The sequence below is a fragment of the Alkalihalophilus lindianensis genome (assembly GCF_032843265.1).
GTDB lineage: Bacteria > Bacillota > Bacilli > Bacillales > Bacillaceae_D > Alkalihalophilus > Alkalihalophilus lindianensis.
Genome location: NZ_JAWJBA010000003.1, coordinates 44,636 through 64,355, shown reverse-complemented (window position 1 = coordinate 64,355; position 19,720 = coordinate 44,636). Strand labels below are relative to the sequence as shown.

Genomic DNA, 19,720 nt, shown 5'->3' with positions numbered 1-19,720 from the left:
TTCCTACACCTCCTTACGCATGTTGATGGATATCTAAAATAGTGGTCATCATTTTTTTCATTTCTTTACGTGGCACAACGCGATCAAGTTGCCCATGCTTCAATAAAAATTCAGCCGTTTGGAAGTCATCGGGTAACTCTTGACGGATCGTTTGTTCAATAATACGTCTACCTGCAAACCCTATGAGGGCACCAGGTTCTGCAAAATTATAGTCTCCTAGCGAAGCAAAACTGGCCGACACTCCACCTGTAGTTGGATGTGTCATAATGGAGATAAATAACCCTCCGTTTTGACTGAGCTTTTGCAAAGCTGCACTTGTTTTAGCCATTTGCATTAAGCTTAGGACACCCTCTTGCATGCGTGCTCCTCCTGAAGCTGAAAACAATAGGAATGGATAGTCCTTTTCAATTGCAGCCTCTATCGCTCTTGTAATTTTTTCGCCTACAACTGAGCCCATACTTCCCATACGGAAACGAGCATCCATAACAGCTACTACAGCAGGAAAGCCATTAATATCCCCTTCTCCTGTTACAACTGCCTCATTAAGATTTGTTTTCACTCTATCCGCTTCTAACTTCTCTTCATAAGTAGGGAAATCTAAAGGGTTTTTTCCAATCATCATTTTATCGTACTCAACAAAACTACCTGAATCAAATAAACTATTTATTCTCTCATAAGCCGTCATACGATGGTGATGACCACAAGAATCACAAACATTTAAATTTTTCTTTAATTCTTTCGTGTACATAATGGTTCGACAAGTCGGACATTTCGTCATTAACCCTTCTGGAACTTCTTTTTTTGCTCGTTCTGAAGGTATAGTGGCATATCGTTTCTTTTTCGTGAATAAATCCTTAAGCATTTCAGCACCTCACTAGCTTAAGACTCATATTTTTTTAGAGCATATGATAACTTGTTTTAAAATAGTACAACCTGTATTTCTATAACTAAAAACGACTATTTTCTAGATGTTTACGCATAGCTTCTAAGGCTTCATCTAAGCGACTATTTGCTAATGCTTGAAAAATAGCTTCATGCTCCTTAATCGAAGCTGTAGGTCTTCCTTCTCTTTGAAGCGATTCCTTAATAGCAACCTTGTTATATTCCACAAGTGAAATCCAAATGTTTAGTAGAAGGCGATTTCCACACGCTTCTACAATCGTCTTGTGAAATAAATAATCTTCATCTACAGGAAAGTCACCATGCTTCCATTCTTCTTTTGATTGATTAATTAGCTCTTCTAGACGATCTAATGTCTGTTGGTCCATTCTACCGTAAGCTAAACGAGTCGCTTCTAACTCTACAATTCGCCTAGTTTCTGTTAAATCCTGCTTTGCACTCTCGTCTTTTAATAAAAAAGAAAGAATAATACTAACGAGGCGGTGACTATTAGCAGGCTTCAAAAATGTCCCTTCACCTCTACGTGTTTCAATCAGATCTAACAACTCTAAAGCTCTAAGAGCCTCACGCACAGAGGAGCGACCAACATTTAGTCGGTCGCTCAACTCGCGCTCTGAGGGAAGACGATCACCTTGTGATAGGTTGTCTTCTTTCATAATCTCATTAATCTTATTGATTATTTCGATATAGACTTTGGGTTGTTCCACTGTCATGAGTCAACCACACCTCATTAATTGCCTCGGCATTATTTATCTTGACCAATAATTGCAAGTTGACGAGTCTTTTCAGCAATTTGTTCTGGATCAACCTTCAAGCGAGCTACTCCTGTTTCCATAGCTGTTTTCGCTACAGCAGCTGCCACTGCAGGTGCTACACGAGGGTCAAATGGCGCAGGGATTACATAGTCAGCCGATAAGTCAGCTTCAGCAACTAGCTCTGCAATCGCATAAACTGCAGCTACTTTCATTTCTTCGTTAATATGTGTAGCACGAACATCTAATGCACCGCGGAAAATTCCTGGGAATGCTAATACATTATTTACTTGGTTAGGGAAATCTGAACGGCCTGTCCCAATTACTTTAGCTCCTGCAGCTTTTGCTTTTTCAGGCATGATTTCAGGAACTGGGTTCGCCATTGCGAAAATAATTGGATCTTCGTTCATACTCTCAATCATTTCTTCAGTAAGAGCACCGGCTACAGATACACCAATAAATACGTCTGTGTCTTTAATCACATCAGCAAGAGTTCCCTCTAGGCGATCACGGTTTGTAAACTTAGCTACTTCTGCTTTGACATCATTCATGCCGTAAGAACGACCATCAAAGATAGACCCTTTAGAATCACACATAATAATGTCGCGAACACCCATGCGTTGCATTAATTTAATAATAGCGATACCTGCAGAGCCAGCACCGTTTGCTACCACTTTAATTTCCGACATTTTTTTACCAGTTAATTTAAGAGCATTAATTAGCCCTGCTAATGTAACAATCGCTGTACCATGTTGATCATCATGGAACACAGGAATATTAGCTTCTTTCTTTAAGCGTTCTTCGATCTCAAAGCAACTAGGTGCAGCAATATCTTCGAGGTTTACTCCACCAAAAGTAGGTTCCATTAATTTTACTGTTTCAACAATCGTATCAACGTCTGTTGAACGTAAGCAAATTGGGAATGCATCTACTCCAGCAAATGATTTGAATAATACAGCTTTTCCTTCCATGACCGGTAGAGAAGCTTCAGGACCGATATTACCCAAGCCTAGTACAGCTGTTCCGTTACTTACAACAGCAACCATGTTGCCTTTCATTGTATATTCATAGACTGATTCAACATCTTCAAAAATTTCTTTACACGGTTCTGCAACGCCTGGTGAATAAGCAAGACTTAAGTCACGAGCGTTTTTTACAGGGACCTTTGATTTTGATTCTAACTTTCCTTGATTTGCGCGGTGAATATGTAGCGCTTCCTCTCTTGTCGTTGGCACAACAGGCACTCTCCTTTAATTCGGTAGCAAGACCGTTTCTATTTTTATTACTTGTTCAGTTAGTTGTGAATCATTGTACACAAACATAATTGGTCTGACCACCAAAATCATTCTTAATTATAAACAAAACTATAACGATCAACAAGGGGGGAATAGCGGAAAGGTCCATTTTACTTCGACCATTCCTTATCTAGAACTACTTTCTAAGGCCATCACGTTACTTTAAAACTACGTGCTCTGGCCCAAGCAATTCTTCTAACGCCCACATACATTCTTCACTAGGACCGACTTTATAATCAGCCTCCAATTTAATTGTTTGTTTTTCGTTATCAAGATAGACAACCACTTCTGTATTTCCTTTATCTTCTAACAAACAAGCTTTTACTAGAGAGAAATGGGCAGGATTGACAACTTTTAAATAAAGGGTAGGTTTCGATTTTACTTGGGTAACAATTGTTTGCACGGCTACACATCTTTTTAAGATGAATTGTGGCTTATCCCGCTTATGATCAAGCGAACCTTCCATGAAAAGAAGTTCTCCTTCTTTTATCATCTTTCCATGTTGTTGCCACACATCTGGAAATACAGTCACTTCACACTGATCAGTCTCATCTCCAACCTCTAAAAAAGCCATCGGATCACCTTTTTTCGTTGTGATCTTTTTTAAGTTAGACACTAAACCGGCGATCCGTACCTTTGCCTTCTGTGTAGAAAGATCCACAATATTTATGCGCTGATACTTTTTGAGAACCTCACTTACTTGTTCTAACGGATGACCAGATACATAAACACCGAGAGCTTCCCGTTCGAAAAAGAGCCTTTCTTGAAGAGTTAGTGGATCGACCTTTTCATAATGAGGTGCTTCTACATCGATTGTGAACAACCCTGCCGTTTCATCTTGAAACGTTTGAACTTTTTCAGCAAAAGCATAAGCTTGATCAAGATTATACAACAGTATGGCCCGATCTTCTTTAAACTCATCCATCGCCCCTGCTTTTATTAAGTTTTCTGTTGCTCTCCTATTTACAATTCGTTGATTTACACGTGAACAATAATCAAAAAGATCTTTGAACGGTTTCTCTTGAACCAATTCAATAATATGTCTGGCTGCTTGAATGCCGACATGGCTAATTGGCAATAAGCCAAATCGAATCGCCTCATTCTCTAATGTAAATAACAACCCACTTTTAGAGAGCTTTGGTGGTAATACGTCAATCTTTCTTCTTTTCGACTCCTGTAGCAACTCCATTAATTTCTCAGTCGTATTCCACACACTCGATAATAATGCAGTATGAAAGGCTAATGGATAGTGAGTCTTTAAGTAAGCTAATTGATAACTGATCATGCTGTAAGCAACCGCATGACTTCGGTTAAATCCGTAATTTGCAAATCGTTCAATCAATTGAAATACATTCTTCGCTACGTCTTCTTCGTAGCCTTTTTGAATAGCCCCAGTAATGAAATCAACCCTACTCTTCTCTAGCTCATGCTTATTTTTCTTACTTATTGCTCGCCTCAATAAATCGGCTTCCGCTAATGAGAAGCCAGCCATTTTTACGACAATTTGCATAATTTGCTCTTGATAAACAATAACTCCATACGTTCTTTCAATGATTTCATTTAAATCTGGATGAGGAGAGGAGATAGGTCTTTGTTTATGTTTGCCTTCTACATAAACATTAATAAATTCCATTGGCCCCGGTCGGTAGAGAGCATTTACAGCCACTATATCTTCAAATTCAGTTGGCTTTAGTGAGCGTAGAACCTGTCTCATCCCTGCTGACTCAAGTTGAAATATCCCCGTTGTGTCACTATCCGCTAATAATTGATAGGTTTTTTGATCATCAATCGGTAAGTTACGCACATCAATTACTTCTCCAGAATGTTCTTCAATAATTGAAACAACACGTTCAAGTAAGGTTAAATTACGCAAGCCGAGAAAATCGAACTTAACTAAACCTATTTCCTCGACGACTCCCATTGTCGCCTGTGTTAATACACCTTGGCCTTGACCCCTTTGCACAGCAACAAGCTCCGTAAGTGGAACTGGACTAATAACTACCCCTGCTGCATGAGTAGATACATGCCTCATAAGCCCTTCAATCGATTGAGCAATGTCGAGTAGTCTTTGTGCATCCTTTGACTCTTGGTACAACGTTTTTAACTCACGGTCTATCTGAATAGCTTTTTTAATAGTCATACCAGAAGTTGCAGGAATTAATTTAGCCATTTTTTCAATCAAATAAGAGTCACACGAAAGAACTTTTCCTGTATCACGTACAGAAGCCTTTGCAGCAAGTGTCCCAAACGTTGCTATTTGCGCTACACGATCATGCCCATACTTCTCTTGAACATAGCGAATCACTTCATCCCGACGATGATCCGGGAAATCGATATCAATATCAGGTAAGGTGATTCGTTCTGGATTAAGAAAACGCTCGAACAGCAAGCCGTATTCAAGAGGATTAACGTCTGTAATATATAACACATAGGCAACTAAAGATCCTGCAGCTGAACCACGACCAGGTCCCGTCATCATTTTCCGATTCCTAGCATAGCGCATAAAGTCAGAGACGATTAAAAAGTAATCATTAAAGCCCATTTGATCAATTACTTTTAATTCTATCTCAAGTCTCTGTGTGACTTCTTCCGCGGGACTCGACCCAAACCTCTTATCTATCCCTTGTAAACAGGCATTCCTAAGCTCTTCACGTGTATTATTTTTCTTAGTGAACGGATAAACCGGTAAATAGCGTGAATCGAGATCTAATTCAAGCTGACATAATTGATCTATTTCTTGTAACCCTAGTAGAGCCTCTCGACATTCGCTGAAAGTAGCCTGATACTCTTCAATCGATCGGAGATAAAAAAAACGCTCTTCGTGATTAGGCTCTTCAAGATGAATGGTTGTACCTAAGCGAATGGCTCTGACTGCCGCATATGCTTCATAATCATCCTTATTAGTGTATAAAACAGGATTTGAACCTATTACTTTTAGTTCATTACTAGCTGCGAACTGACTAATTCTCTTCCAAAATGCTCGATCTTTTTCAATGGTTCCTTGTAAATCAATATACCAAGACCCCTTATGCTTGAATGTAATCCACTCTCTGCACCATTCTTGAGCTAGACCTTCCTCTTTGCTTTTCACATACTCCTGAACGGGCCCTCCATCATAGGAAAGGATCACAACACAATGACCTAAATGAGGGAGTAACTCATCTTTTGTAAAAAATCGAGCTTTATCCGATTTCATTTGTAATTCTGTGGAGATCGTTAGTAAGGATTGATAACCAGCTTTATTTTTCGCTAATAACCTAAGGTGCGCGCGCCTTCCATTCACTTGTGTGTCAATCGGCACTTCAAGGCCAATAATCGGCTTGATTCCGGCTTTTAAACAAGCTTTATAAAAAGGTATCGCTCCAAACATAACCCCTTTATCTGTCAGGGCAAGGGCACCGTACCCTTCCTTTTTTGCTTGTGATACTAGTTGCTCAATACGATTAGTCGATGAAAGTAAGCTGTACTCGCTATAAACATGTGTATGAAGCAAGTCCACTTTCCTCACCTTCTCTCTTTGCAAATATGTATGCCCCTATTATAGTACTCCTTCGTCCACTTTCACTAATAACTTACCTTTATTTTTTTGTATTTTTATATTATACATCCAAGACGATTAGCTTGTTTAAATATTGTTTACAAGCATAAATGTCTACTCTTTCTTATATATTATACAAACGTATGGGACAACCCAATTAAAGGATGTGAGAAACAAAATGGATCGTGACCTTCTCGCAAATCTCATTATTGATTATTTTGTTGCTTTTGGAGTCATCGTAGGTGGAGCGATTATCGGAGGAATTGGTGCCTTTCTCATTGGAAAGCCACCTTTATCAGTAATGTATAATTTAGCAGGTAGTTTAAAGATCTGGGCAATAGTTGCCGCTATTGGGGGAACATTCGATGTCATTACAAACATTGAGAGAGGCTTATTCAACGGGACACATGACGACATATACAGAACGTTATTTTTAATTTTTGCTGCATTATGTGGAGCGCAGACTGGAACCAAGTTAATACAATGGATTGTCGGAGGAGAGCAATTACCGTTATGAGAATTCCTCCTTATTACAAGCGTCCAGGCTGGCAACGATTTTTTGCAGGAATTATTATTGGTGTTCTTATTGGATGGGTCTTCTTTCTGTATCAATATGGATTGATTTATGAAGGGCTAATGGTGAAGTTATCAGAACAAGAGGTAACGATTGAGAATCAGACAAAAACGATTGAGGAGCTTAGGAGTCAACAAAAGGAAGATAATGAAGAAAACATACGAAAATTAACAGTTCAAAAAATTGAAATTCATTTTACGAACACTCAAAAACTACGGTTAAATCAATTAACCCTATTCGAATTACAACAACAGGCATTAGAAGAGTTGTCCTTTCTTGACCAAAAAAACATCGCATCTGTTTCTGATACAGAAGGGTTAATGATACGAACACTTGAGAATAAATTGTTTGAAGCGGGAGACCATCGCTTACAACTAGATGTCGAGCGAGTACATCTCTATACCACTTTAAAGATTTATGCTAAGATCATCCCCCCTCGCTCGTAACTTTAACAGTTTTAAGAACTTTTTATAATTACGTAACTTAGCCATCTTCTTTATTGTATACTTGAACTAATTAATCACGTCATTATTTATATATGAAGGAGGCTGTCAATATGGATATAACTGGTAAAGGGATGGTCCTAAACCGTAAAGCCATGGCTCAAAAGAAAGTGGATAAAATTAAGTCTGGTTTATCGGCCTTTGCTGAGAGTAAAGAAGTTTCTGAATTAATTCGAAAGCAATTAGCCAAAGAAGGCATTGCCGTTCATGAAGACGTAACAGAGGTAGGCTCTTGGTTTATCCCTGGCGAAAAAGAAGTAACTCAATAAAAAACCCACTAACTATATCAACAAAAAGCGCGGAGCAACGGCTCACACGCTTTTTTCTTTATGACAAGCTTCGATTAGTTTCCCTACAACTTCTTGTGCTTCACTCCATGAATAAACAGTTGCTCCAGATGCCATTGGGTGCCCTCCGCCATTATGTTCTTGGGCAATGGCATTAATAATTGGTCCTCTTGAACGAAGTCTAACACGGATTTTTTCCTCATCCTCTACGAAAAATACCCACGTTCTTAAGCCCTCCACATCCGAAAAGCAGTTGACTAGTTGTGAAGATTCACTAGAGGTTACATTAAATTGGTTTAAAACATCTTTCGTTAATTTCATAACACCTACCGCATCATCAATGACCTCAAAATGTTGTAGAACATACCCTTCGAGCCTTGTTATTTTTAGGTCACGTTTATGCAATTGACTATAAAATTGATTCTGGTCAAACCCTACTTCGATTAGCTTACTAGTAAGTTGCATCGTTTGAGCTGTGGTATTGTTATGGCGAAAACGTCCTGTATCTCCGACAATTCCTGCATAAAGCAATAAAGCACTTTCTGAAAGGAGTTGATATCCTCTATCTTTAGCCTCTTCACACAGCATAATCATCATTTCACTTGTGGAGCTTGCAGTCGTATCAACCCATACTAAATCGCCATAAGGTTCCTCATTTGGATGATGATCAATTTTTATTAGTCTTGCTCCTAAAGTATATCGCTTATCACAAATTCGACCTGTATTAGCAGTATCGCATACGATGACCAACGCACCTTCATATACTTCATCTTCAATACGATCCATTTCTCCAAGGAATAAAAGGGAAGGCTCACTTTCTCCCACAGCATAGATCGATTTAGATGGATACGTTTGTCTAAGAACCTCTCTCAACCCTAACTGTGATCCAAGGGCATCAGGGTCTGGTCGCTCATGACGATGAATAATAATCGTCTCTGTTTTTTCGATTTCATTTATAATCGATTCAATGGTATTCATTTTTCTCCTACTTTCTTCGAGTATCATTCTCGTTCATCGTTCGTTCACTAGCAATTAACGTCTACTCACGCTACAATAATGATAGCATATGGAGGGGGAACATGTAGTATGGATAAAATCATGACAATTATTATTGTTTTTTCTGCGGTCTTTTTTATTTACAATAAGATCAAAACATGGCGTACACCTGAAGGACTTCTGAAACGTATATACCAAACGAAGGCCAACATCTCAATTGGTTTTTTTCTAGTAGCCATTAGTATTAACTTATTAATTTCTCCTAGAAGTACAGTTGATGTTGTAGTTGGCATTGTCTTTCTCATTTTAGGTACAGCTAATATTATTTTAGGGTACAAAGCTTACAAACATTATATTCCGCAAATGGACAATAATTAAGCATACGTATAAAAGGCTCGGCAGAATTGCCGAGCCTTTTTCTTATTCAATAAGTTGAGCCATCATTAGGGCTTTCCCTACAATTTCTCCCTCATGAAACATTTCTACATCAATTTTACCATGCTTACGCCCGATCTCTAACACTCTCGGCTGTATAACAATACGACTTTCGATTTGAACAGGCTTAATAAAGTAAAGCGTAATATTCTCTACTACGAGATCACCTTTTTTATACTTACGCATAATACGACTTCCGGCTTCCGTTACAAGTGTTGTCATAACCCCATAAGAAATCGTTCCAATTTGGTTCGTCATCTGCGGTGTGACTTCACATTCGTATGCAATTCCTGATTCTAATGTTTGCTCTTGGATCCTACTCGCAACTGTATCTTCAATCGTTTCCCCAACATGAGGTTGTCGTTGAACCATTTGCAGAGCCTTTAATACATCTTGACGACTAATCACCCCAATTAAACGCCGTTGGCTATCAATTACGGGTAAAAGCTCAATCCCTTCCCAGACCATTACATGAGCAACGGATGCTACTGACGTCCGCTCATTAACAGTAATTGGATTTTTTGTCATCACCTTTTCGATCGACGTTTGTTTGGTCGCACCAAGCACATCTTTTGCAGCAACCATCCCTTGGATTCGCATTTGTTCATCAATAACAGGGTAGCGACTATGTCCTGTTTTCGAATTTAACTCATGCCACTTTTCAACGGCATTAGCTGTTGTCATATAATACGTATCTTGTAGTGGAATAAGGATATCATCCACAAGAATAATTTCTTTTTTAATAAGTTGATCATAAATGGCCCGGTTAATCATTGCAGCAACAGTAAACGTATCATAACTAGTTGAAATGATTGGAAGAGAAAGTTCATCAGCTAACTGAATCACTTCTTCACTCGTATCAAACCCACCTGTAATTAATACAGCTGCACCTACCTCAAGCGCCAATTTATGACCTTGATAACGATTTCCTACAATTAATAAGTTACCGGCCTCAACATAACGCATCATCGCATCTAATTTCATTGCACCAATGACAAAGCGATTTAATGTCTTATGAAGACCATCCTTACCACCTAGAACTTGTCCATCAACGATATTTACAATTTCCGCATATGTTAATTTTTCGATATTTTCTTTTTTCTTTTTTTCAATACGAATGGTCCCAACTCGCTCAATCGTACTAACTAAACTTTGATTTTCAGCTTCTTTAATTGCGCGATAAGCAGTACCTTCGCTCACTTGAAGCGCTTTGGCAATTTGGCGGACTGATATCTTTTCGCCTACCTCTAAATTTGAAATGTATTCTAATATTTGCTCATGCTTTGTAGCCATGATAGCCTCCACACATTCATTCTAATCAGCTGTACCTTTGTTATATTGGTAAACTGTACTAGTCCTATTATACGGCTGATAGAATACAGTAGCAAGGCTATCTTATTATCCTCTCACTTTCGTCGTATCTGTGTTTGATACAGCTCGACCTTTTTTCATGCGGACAGGCTTACTCATTTGGGATAACAACCCATAGATATTTCCTCCAATAACGAGGAAGCTAAAGGCTAACCAACTCCATGCAAACATACCAGCGAGACCACTCTCTTGAAGAGGTAAGTACCCAAAACTATAAATCAATAATGTACTAGCTAGTAATAAGCTAATGAAAAGTCTCTGTTTCATCCGAGTTCCTCCCCATAGAAATCTTTCTCTCCTACTACTATGTACAAGAACATAGAAAAAGACCAAGTAAGAAAAAGTTCTTACTTGGTCTTGGCTTATAATTCAATGGATTCTCCTACTTCTAACACTTTGCCTTTTTTACCAGATAAATTGGCTGCGAATTCATTTGGGTCCTGTTCGATAACAGGGAACGTATTATAATGAACAGGTACGACTTGTTTTGCTTGTAGCCATTCTGCCGCGATACTTGCATCTTCTGGCCCCATCGTAAAGTTATCACCAATTGGAACAAATGCCAGATCAATAAGGTTGCGCTCTCCTATTAATTTCATGTCCGAAAATAAAGCAGTGTCTCCAGCATGATAGATTGTCTTTCCTTCTAGCGTCAATAAGATCCCAGCCGGCATGCCTGTGTATATGATTTTTTGGCTTTCTTCCTCTGTATAAGCAGAGCCATGAAAAGCTTGCGTCAATTTCACTGTTCCAAAGTCAAATGTATGAGCGCCACCAATATGCATCGGGTGAACATTAACATCCTTCCAGCCAAGATATGTAGCAAGTTCAAATGGGGCAATAACCAATGCGTCATTTCGCTTAGCTAATTCTACCGTATCTCCAACGTGATCATTATGACCATGAGTTAGTAAGATTACATCTACTTCAAGGGTATCCGCATTCAAATCTGTTAATCCATTTCCTTTTATAAAAGGATCAAAAATAATTTTTTTACCTTTCGATTCGACTAAAACTACTGAATGACCATGATAGCTTACCTTCATTAATGTACACTCCCTTAAATAAGTTTGCTCGTACATACATTACACATTAACATGAAAAATCCTCTTTATTTATTACTTTCTCTGTTCACCTCAAAAAATGTTTGCTTTTTCACTCCGGCTGTTTCAGTCACATAGGAAGCCTCAATCACAGCACTTGAGTCAACAGACATTACGACTTCTTTTAGCTTTGGATACATAAAACGATTAGTAATGCAGTAAATGAGTAAACGCTCATCACCCGTATAGCCACCTTGTCCATACAAATAGGTAATTTGGACATCTAGCTCTTCGATCAATTTCGCTCCCACTTCATGAGGAGCATCAGAGATAATCATGACTGATTTTCCCTGATTTAAGCCATCTAGCACAAAATCAATTAGCTTTGATACGATATAAAAAACAGCAATACTAAACATCGCTTGTTCAAGAGAAAATACAAAAGCTGCACCCGTTAAGATAATGGCATTGACTCCTAACAGAAACGTACTAATAGGAATGTGAAATTTCCGTTGAGCCCAAATCGCAATCATCTCTGTTCCGTCAACTGCCCCACCTGCCTTCACAACAAGCCCAACGCCCAAACCAAGCATGAGGCCTCCATATAACACAATTAACACTTCAGAAGAGGTAATGGCTTGCATAGGAGCTAGGAGCGATAAGGCAATGGTTGTCACGACATTGGCATATAATGTCCGAATAACAAAGCGTTTCCCCATGAACTTACCACAAAACAGCAGCGCGGGAATATTCAACCCAACATACACAAGCCATATAGGTAAACCAAACATTGAATTACCCATAATTGCAAGTGCTGTAACCCCGCCATCAACTAAACTATTTGGAGCTAGGATCAGCTCTAACCCTGCCGCCACAATAACGGCCCCTACTGTTAAAATCAAATAATCAATCAGTTTCTTCATCCAATTCTCCCCAAAACCTTTATAACACCATTTTAACACACGACAAACAAATAAGAATAATCATACAACTTAGAAGGAAAGCGGAGATGGCTCGTTTAGGTAGGAAGGCGGTGGAGCTTTGGCTATAAGAAGCGCTTTTTGCTTCGTTTGACAAAGTGAAGCGACAGATTACCTGAGCCATCGAAGCTAGACATGAAAAGCGGAAGGGTATGTACTGGCATTCGAAAACTTAGGGGAGGTAATTAGAAGTCGCTCTTTGACTTCGTTTGACTCACAAAAGCTTCTCGAAGGACAATGCCCTGAAGCTAGACATGAAAAGCAGAGGTGGCTCGTTTAGGTATGATGGCGATGGAGCTTTGGCTATTTACCTTTTTCACAATAAAAAAAGTTGCCGCTAACACAGCAACTTCTTATTCATCATGCCACACCCAAGTAAACAGTTTATTGTCATCGTTCATATAGCGTATATCGACCTTTTCAACATCAGGGTGATGTTGTTTTAGTTCACGTACGATATCTTCTATTTTAGAGTTTTCATTTAATTTTATAAGAGTGAGAAGCTCCATTACCTTTTGCTTAGCCTCTTCCCCTCTTACAACCTGATGCCCTTCTTCGTATTCATAATGATGAGGATTATCATATTCATACTCATAGGTTACATCATTTTCAAGTATCGTTATCCGAAGCGAGGAAGCGCTCATTACACCCGAAGCAGAGATCGTAGTTGCTAGTAACAAGCTAATTAACAACGCACATCCGCCTGCAAAAATCGATTGTTTTCTCATATAGTCATCACCTCCCCTTTAATGTGTGATGACCGATGGAAAATTATACAAGATTTTAGCGATATCGATGAATAACATCTACACCTCCAGTAACTTCAACAACAGTTCCAGTTACCATATCAGCATTTTCTTCACATAAAAATAGCACAGTTCTTGCTATATCTTCACCTGTACCAGAGCGACCAATTGGAGTATCAGCGTCAGGATGTTCTCTTGCTTCTTGAATAGTTGATTCTTTCATTTCACCTAAGATGTTCCCTGGACATACCATATTTGCCGTAATTCCATACTCTGCTTCTTCAATTGATATGGTTTTCATTAATGAAACCAATCCTACTTTTGCTGCAGCATAGGCAGAACGATAAATCCACCCTGGTGCACTATTCGCCCCTTGAAACCCATACATAATAATACGTCCGTATTGTTGTTCACGCATAACCGGAACCACTTTTTTTAACAAATGATAGACTGCACTTAAGTTACCTTCGATCATCTCATACCATTCATCTTCACCATAATCGACCAATTTTTTACGTTCAAAAACATAGGGACCGGCGTTATTAATTAAAATATCTATTTTCCGAAATCGAGCTAACGTCTTGTTTACAACTCGTTCGATGTCTTCTTTTTTTGTAACATCTGCTTGCACAAATTGTAACCGGTCACCCACATCGGTCCACTTCATTTTCATTTTTTCGACTGCTTGTTCGTCGCTTCTATATGTAACCGTCACAGAATAGCCGTTTTTTAATAATGATTCTGTAACTTGAACACCTAATCCTTTTGATCCTGCAGTAATTAATGCATGCCTCATTGAGCATCCCCCATTCAAATCAAGCTAGTAAATTGATCATACTACGTATCAAAATCGTTGTAAAAAAACACGCCGGTTTATGTACAAACGTTCGACTTTCATAGGGAATATCCTCCTACTAAAAAGAAGCACGCCTCTACAACTTTGTAAGAGGCGTGCTTCAATCGTTTAATTAGTCAAATTCTGGTCATCCTGCTGCTTTTCATGTTGTTTTTGCTCCGCTTTAGGAGTCTCATTCGTCCCTGCGTAGTAGGCATTCATTACTTGGTCATGAACCGCATTGACTCCTTCTTGATCATATAAAGAATTGGACAACTTATGCTCTTTCATTTAAGTCACTCTCCCTCCGTGGCATGTATTTCATACCTAGTATGAGCGACTTCAATAGATTTTATGACGGAACATGGCTTTCTTCTTTTACATGTAATAAGTGATCGGCTTTCTTTAAAGCAAGCTTCACTTGCTCAAAGCCTGTTCCCCCCGCGCTATTGCGACGAGCAACTACCGTTTTTGGCTGTAAAACGTCAAAGATATCCTCTTCAAATAATTCACTGGCATTTTTATATTCCTCAAGAGTTAAGTCAAGCAAGTAAACACCTTTTTCAATTGCGACAAGAACAAGCTTTCCGACTACCTCGTGAGCTTGACGGAAGGGAAGTCCTTTAGTTGCAAGGTAATCTGCAAGTTCCGTTGCATTTGAAAAATCTTGATGAACCGCTTTTTCCATCGTGTCAGAGTTCACAGTCATCGTTTCAATCATTCCTGCAAAAATGTTTAAGGAGCCTTTTACCGTATCAACAGCATCGAACATGCCCTCTTTATCTTCTTGCATATCCTTGTTGTAGGCTAACGGAAGTCCTTTTAAAACTGTTAATAAGGAGAAAAGACTACCGTATACTCGTCCTGTTTTACCACGAATCAATTCCGCCATATCAGGGTTTTTCTTTTGTGGCATAATACTGCTTCCCGTCGCAAAACTATCGTCCATTTCAATAAATTGAAATTCTTGTGTGGACCATAGTATGAGTTCTTCACATAAACGAGAAAGATGCATCATCAATGTGGCAGAAGAGCTTAGGAATTCAAGAATGAAGTCTCGATCACTAACAGCATCAAGGCTATTCTCATAAATCCCTTCAAACCCTAACAATTCAGCGGAGTATTCACGGTCAATCGCAAATGTTGTCCCAGCTAATGCTCCAGCTCCTAGTGGGGAGATATTCACACGTTTTAAACTATCTTCATAACGCCCGTAATCACGCTCAAGCATCCAGAAATAAGCCATTAAATGATGAGCAAATGAAACAGGTTGAGCTCGTTGCAGATGTGTATAACCTGGGATTAACGTTTCGACATGTTGCTTAGCCTGATTAACTAGAGCTGTTTGTAAAGACTTAACAGCCTCCATAATCTCTTTCGTTTCATTACGTAAATACAAGTGCATATCCGTCGCAACTTGATCATTTCTACTACGACCCGTGTGAAGCTTCCCGCCGACAGGACCGATCTCATCAATTAATAACTTCTCAAGATTCAAATGAATATCTTCGTTTTGTACAGAAAATTCCAGCTCACCTGATTCTGCTTTCTTTTGCAAGGTTTTGAGCCCTTCTTTTATTTGAGCCACTTCATCATTAGGTAAGATGCCACACTTTCCAAGCATGGTGACGTGAGCCAAACTACCAGTAATATCTTCTTTTACTAGCTTTTGATCAAAGCCGATCGATGCACCGAATGCATCGACCCACTCTTCTGCTGTTTTAGTAAAGCGTCCTCCCCAAAGCTTGCTCACAGTGTGACTTCCTCCTTTTTCTTGTTAACAATGCTATGCACCTTGGTTGGTAAGCCCCATAATGAGATAAATCCAACAGCTGCATTATGATCAAATTCATCGTCTGGTGTATATGTTGCAAGTTTCTCATCATATAAAGAGAATTCAGATTTACGTCCTTCAACAACCGCGTGGCCTTTAAATAATTTCACACGTACAACCCCAGTAACAGACTTTTGCGTTTCTTTTAAGAAAGCAGCAATTGCTGGTTGTAAAGGTGAGAACCAAAGACCTTCATAAATAAGTTCAGTAAATTTCTTTTCAACTACAGGCTTAAAGTGCGCCACTTCTTTAGGTAATGTAAGATCTTCAAGTTCTTTGTGTGCTTTAATTAATGTCATAGCACCTGGACATTCATATACTTCACGAGATTTAATTCCAACAAGACGGTTCTCAACGTGATCAATACGTCCGACCCCATGCTTACCTGCGATATCATTTAGTTCTAAGATAAGATTATCTAATTGATAAGGTTTACCGTTTAATGTAACCGGAACACCTTGTTGAAATCCAATCTCAATCACATCTGCTGTATCCGGTGTATTCTCAATTGAAGTCGTTAATTCATATGCGCCTTCGGGCGGTGTTGCCCATGGATCTTCTAGAACTCCACATTCATTACTACGTCCCCATAAGTTTTGATCGACTGAATACGGATTATCTAAGTTCACTGGAATCGGGATGTTATGTTGTTTTGCATATTCTATTTCTTCATCACGAGACCAAGCCCACTCACGTACAGGAGCCATTACTTCTAAGTTTGGATTAAGAGCTTGAATGGATACTTCAAAACGTACTTGGTCGTTTCCTTTTCCCGTACAACCATGAGCAACTGCTGTGGCACCAGTTTGCTCGGCTATTTCAACTAGTTTTTTTGAAATGAGCGGACGAGATAGAGCAGAAACAAGTGGATATTTTTGTTCATATAATGCATGTGCTTGTAATGCTGGCAAAACAAATTCTTCTGCATATTCTTTCTTCGCATCAATCGTATACGATTGACTAGCTCCAACTTTTAATGCTTTCTCTTTTACAAAATCTAAATCTTTTCCTTCACCGACATCTAGACCTACTGCAATAACGTCATACCCCTTATCCGCTAACCACTTAATTGCTACTGATGTATCAAGACCACCCGAGTATGCTAAAACCACTTTTTTCTTTGTCATTTTCGATTCCCTCCAAATGAATATTCATACTGTCGTTATTATTTTTATGCAATAAACTGTATAAAATGAGGTGATTCCTATTGATCACCCTTTGTATAAAACTAAACATCCAACTTATTAATATACAAAATACTTTACCAACGTTTTTTCATTTTGGCAAGGGGTATTTTAAATTTTTTTGTAAATTGTGTTCAATTTACAATCTGTTCGCTACAATAAGGGAAAAGGAGTGATTAATATGGATGTCGAATTTGTATATGACTTCCGGCTTCAAATTTCACTTCCGCGGTTTCACACAGCATGGGACGAACTTGACCAAGACCGACAAGCTCAAATTCTTCGCAGCTGGGAAGAGATACGGGGAAATATACCTGAACGTGTTAAAGAACTTGAAGCTGTCATTAATGAAAAACAAGCTGCCCTAACAGAAGAATTAAATTTTGAACGGTCATGTCATCTCAATTCGGAAATAGCTGAACTTGCCTCTATTATTAATGATTTATGGATTTGGTTTAGATTAAATCCATCCCTCACTACTACAGAAAAAAGCTCGTCTTGATTATTATTTCAAGACGAGCTCACTGTATACTACCTATCATTCCGATCGATTAAAAGACGTTTTTGATAAAATTTATGGGCCAATTCAATGACTTGCTGAGAGAGTCTATAGTTCATACCTGCTCCAAAGGCCATCCCTACTAACGGCAGGCCTTGGATCATTCGTTTTCGAAGCATGGTAATGACAAAGCTCTTTGCAAGTTGACGAATCAAGTGCTGAAGCCATTCAGGTTCGATAATATCCTCCTTCCCCGCATAGAAAACATCATCCACTTGATGTTCATTTACATCATTCCATAACTTGTCCCACTCATGTGCTTGAAAAGCTTTTGGAAGTGTTGCTAGATGTAATAACTTTAAGGCAACAACCATCTCAATTGGCCGTTTTAAGTCAAATCCATAGATCGTAGCAATTTGTTGAACGGAGCGTAAGTTAATGGCGATCGCTGCTGGAAGGTCTGCTGCTAATAGAAACATGCCCCCCATCCCAGTAAGACCACCTTGACCTAATGAGAGGAGCCTCTGTTTAGCCATTAATTGTTCTGTCATATAATCAAGCTGTTCAATCGGCAAATAACGCAAGTCTTCTAATTCATTGATTGTCGGCTCAAATACTCGTGCATATTGTAAGATTCGTTTTTTGGTCTCTTCGTGAGAACGAGTATTTTGAAGATAAGCATGCATGTGTATAAAAACATGATCAAGCTGCATAAGTACTTTTTGTTTTCGGGTATTTCCTAATTGCTCAACTAATTTATCTGACCATTTCAAATACGAATATTCGACATCTGTTGCTTCGTGAGTAAAATATGTAACTTCCCATTCAAGAATTGTTTGTAGTCGCTGTTGATCACGCACTTCTTGTTTCATTTGCTTCACCTTCTTTTAATCACTGATTCGATTAGTATTTTGGTTATACATTTTTCGTTTAAACATTGGAGAATATACCCACTCCTCCTCTGAACGTTCACTTATCATCTCTATTGCATGAAGTTTTGTATTCATTTGTTTTATTGAAGAAAAAAGTATAGCCTCGGCTGTTTTTTCAGAAACAGCACTTCCGTATCCTTTTTCAACTTCACCATTTTGACTCAACAACAAATGCTTTAATGCAACTAATTCAACATCGTCCCCCGAAATTCCTGCTTCTCTTGCTGCCTCATTAATCATCTCAATACCGAGTACTAAGTGTCCCATTAATTCCCCACTAGATGTATAATCAGGAGCGACGACATCCCTTAATGCTTTCGTTTTCCCAATATCGCATAATATGCATGCACTTAATACAAGGTCTTGATTAATAGATGGATATAGAGGTAACAGTTGATATGCCGCTTGCGCTAATTGAACCGTTTGATGTAGCAACCCTGCATAATAAGCATGATGATAGGCTTTTGAAGCAGGGAGAGTCGTTACTTTTTCACGAATCGTACGTTCTGAGAAAACACGTCTTAATATGTTTCGTAATATTGGTGATGTTACTTCTTCCATCATCTTACGTAATTCTTGCCATAATTCTTCACGCGAAACCCCTTTTCTGGAAATGAGTTCACTGATTGAAACTGGATCTTCAGATGTCGCTAGACGCACTCGTGATAATTTAAGTAGCTTCTTCTGGCGATACGTCACAACCATCCCTTCTCCTTTAATTAAAGACCTTGGTTGCAGCTGTTCTTTTTGCTCATTCGTAATGTCCCATAACTGTGCAGGAATTAATTCCAGGTTACGTTCAAGGAGAAAAGTTGCGAATTCACTTCCATTAGATGCTTGTTTAATTTCACGTTCGCGAATCAAAAAGAAATTTGTTAATTTATCTCCTTCTAATGCTTCTAAAAATAACCCCATGCTAACCCTCCTTCTATACATTTATTTACTTATATGTACGACACTCTTTAACTATTATGATAGCGTGCTTGAATGGAGAAAGTAAACTTTTGCTTGCATAT

21 protein-coding genes are annotated in these 19,720 nt (G+C 38.8%); 5 read left to right on the top strand and 16 right to left on the bottom strand.

From position 1 onward, the window contains the following. Positions 1-13 precede the first annotated feature (13 nt). The 4 genes from accD to dnaE all read right to left on the bottom strand — a co-directional run bounded on the left by accD (position 14) and on the right by dnaE (position 6,470). Positions 14-862, bottom strand: coding sequence for an acetyl-CoA carboxylase, carboxyltransferase subunit beta (gene accD / locus RYX56_RS10435; protein WP_317122004.1), 849 nt, complete (start codon positions 860-862; stop codon positions 14-16). An 85-nt stretch (positions 863-947) separates the two neighbouring features. Then, a complete protein-coding gene (locus tag RYX56_RS10430) occupies positions 948-1,613 on the bottom strand; it encodes a FadR/GntR family transcriptional regulator (protein ID WP_317122003.1) in 666 nt (221 codons plus the stop codon). 32 nt (positions 1,614-1,645) lie between these two features. Beyond that, positions 1,646-2,887: an NADP-dependent malic enzyme gene (gene ystJ / locus RYX56_RS10425; RefSeq protein WP_317122002.1), complete on the bottom strand. Its 1,242-nt coding sequence runs from the start codon at positions 2,885-2,887 to the stop codon at positions 1,646-1,648. A gap of 217 nt (positions 2,888-3,104) precedes the next feature. Continuing rightward, positions 3,105-6,470 carry a DNA polymerase III subunit alpha gene (gene dnaE / locus RYX56_RS10420; RefSeq protein WP_317122001.1) on the bottom strand — a complete coding sequence of 1,122 codons (3,366 nt, stop codon included), beginning with the start codon at positions 6,468-6,470 and terminating at the stop codon, positions 3,105-3,107. Positions 6,471-6,663: 193 nt separating this feature from the next. Here dnaE and ytrH point away from each other — a divergent pair, with 193 nt between their 5' ends. The 3 genes from ytrH to RYX56_RS10405 all read left to right on the top strand — a co-directional run bounded on the left by ytrH (position 6,664) and on the right by RYX56_RS10405 (position 7,831). Continuing rightward, positions 6,664-7,002, top strand: a complete 339-nt coding sequence (gene ytrH, locus RYX56_RS10415) for a sporulation membrane protein YtrH (RefSeq protein ID WP_012960026.1) — start codon at positions 6,664-6,666, stop codon at positions 7,000-7,002. Then, entirely contained in the window at positions 6,999-7,505 is a 507-nt protein-coding gene (gene ytrI, locus RYX56_RS10410; RefSeq protein ID WP_317122000.1) for a sporulation membrane protein YtrI, read from the top strand. Before ytrH ends, ytrI begins: the two co-directional genes overlap by 4 nt. Positions 7,506-7,615: 110 nt before the next feature. Further along, positions 7,616-7,831 (top strand): YtzJ family protein, encoded by a 216-nt coding sequence (locus tag RYX56_RS10405; protein ID WP_317121999.1) that lies wholly within the window; start codon positions 7,616-7,618, stop codon positions 7,829-7,831. Between the two features lie 42 nt (positions 7,832-7,873). Here RYX56_RS10405 and RYX56_RS10400 read toward each other — a convergent pair whose 3' ends face one another. Next, complete coding sequence (locus tag RYX56_RS10400; RefSeq protein ID WP_317121998.1) at positions 7,874-8,827, bottom strand: DHH family phosphoesterase; 954 nt, start codon at positions 8,825-8,827, stop codon at positions 7,874-7,876. Between the two features lie 108 nt (positions 8,828-8,935). Here RYX56_RS10400 and RYX56_RS10395 point away from each other — a divergent pair, with 108 nt between their 5' ends. Beyond that, a complete protein-coding gene (locus RYX56_RS10395) occupies positions 8,936-9,223 on the top strand; it encodes a YtpI family protein (RefSeq protein ID WP_317121997.1) in 288 nt (95 codons plus the stop codon). A 42-nt stretch (positions 9,224-9,265) separates the two neighbouring features. Here RYX56_RS10395 and RYX56_RS10390 read toward each other — a convergent pair whose 3' ends face one another. The 9 genes from RYX56_RS10390 to RYX56_RS10350 form a co-directional block, all read right to left on the bottom strand. After that, positions 9,266-10,573 (bottom strand): DRTGG domain-containing protein, encoded by a 1,308-nt coding sequence (locus RYX56_RS10390; RefSeq protein ID WP_317121996.1) that lies wholly within the window; start codon positions 10,571-10,573, stop codon positions 9,266-9,268. Positions 10,574-10,678: 105 nt separating this feature from the next. Next, on the bottom strand, positions 10,679-10,918 hold the full coding sequence (locus RYX56_RS10385; protein ID WP_317121995.1) for a hypothetical protein: 240 nt from the start codon (positions 10,916-10,918) through the stop codon (positions 10,679-10,681). Between the two features lie 95 nt (positions 10,919-11,013). Beyond that, positions 11,014-11,697 carry a metal-dependent hydrolase gene (locus RYX56_RS10380; RefSeq protein ID WP_317121994.1) on the bottom strand — a complete coding sequence of 228 codons (684 nt, stop codon included), beginning with the start codon at positions 11,695-11,697 and terminating at the stop codon, positions 11,014-11,016. A gap of 65 nt (positions 11,698-11,762) precedes the next feature. Continuing rightward, positions 11,763-12,617: a YitT family protein gene (locus RYX56_RS10375; protein WP_317121993.1), complete on the bottom strand. Its 855-nt coding sequence runs from the start codon at positions 12,615-12,617 to the stop codon at positions 11,763-11,765. Positions 12,618-13,027: 410 nt separating this feature from the next. After that, complete coding sequence (locus RYX56_RS10370; RefSeq protein ID WP_317121992.1) at positions 13,028-13,402, bottom strand: hypothetical protein; 375 nt, start codon at positions 13,400-13,402, stop codon at positions 13,028-13,030. 55 nt (positions 13,403-13,457) lie between these two features. After that, entirely contained in the window at positions 13,458-14,216 is a 759-nt protein-coding gene (locus RYX56_RS10365) for an SDR family oxidoreductase (RefSeq protein WP_317121991.1), read from the bottom strand. A 168-nt stretch (positions 14,217-14,384) separates the two neighbouring features. Then, positions 14,385-14,546, bottom strand: a complete 162-nt coding sequence (locus tag RYX56_RS10360) for a hypothetical protein (RefSeq protein ID WP_317121990.1) — start codon at positions 14,544-14,546, stop codon at positions 14,385-14,387. 61 nt (positions 14,547-14,607) lie between these two features. Continuing rightward, a complete protein-coding gene (argH, locus tag RYX56_RS10355; RefSeq protein ID WP_317121989.1) occupies positions 14,608-16,008 on the bottom strand; it encodes an argininosuccinate lyase in 1,401 nt (466 codons plus the stop codon). After that, complete coding sequence (locus RYX56_RS10350; protein ID WP_317121988.1) at positions 16,005-17,216, bottom strand: argininosuccinate synthase; 1,212 nt, start codon at positions 17,214-17,216, stop codon at positions 16,005-16,007. Before RYX56_RS10350 ends, argH begins: the two co-directional genes overlap by 4 nt. A gap of 238 nt (positions 17,217-17,454) precedes the next feature. Between RYX56_RS10350 and RYX56_RS10345 the strand changes: the two genes are divergently transcribed. Beyond that, positions 17,455-17,775 carry a hypothetical protein gene (locus RYX56_RS10345; RefSeq protein WP_317121987.1) on the top strand — a complete coding sequence of 107 codons (321 nt, stop codon included), beginning with the start codon at positions 17,455-17,457 and terminating at the stop codon, positions 17,773-17,775. Between the two features lie 29 nt (positions 17,776-17,804). On the opposite strand, the gene RYX56_RS10340 is transcribed toward RYX56_RS10345, so the two are convergent. Beyond that, on the bottom strand, positions 17,805-18,644 hold the full coding sequence (locus RYX56_RS10340) for an EcsC family protein (protein WP_317121986.1): 840 nt from the start codon (positions 18,642-18,644) through the stop codon (positions 17,805-17,807). Between the two features lie 15 nt (positions 18,645-18,659). Beyond that, a complete protein-coding gene (locus RYX56_RS10335) occupies positions 18,660-19,619 on the bottom strand; it encodes a 3'-5' exoribonuclease YhaM family protein (protein ID WP_317121985.1) in 960 nt (319 codons plus the stop codon). Between the last annotated feature and the right edge of the window lie 101 nt (positions 19,620-19,720).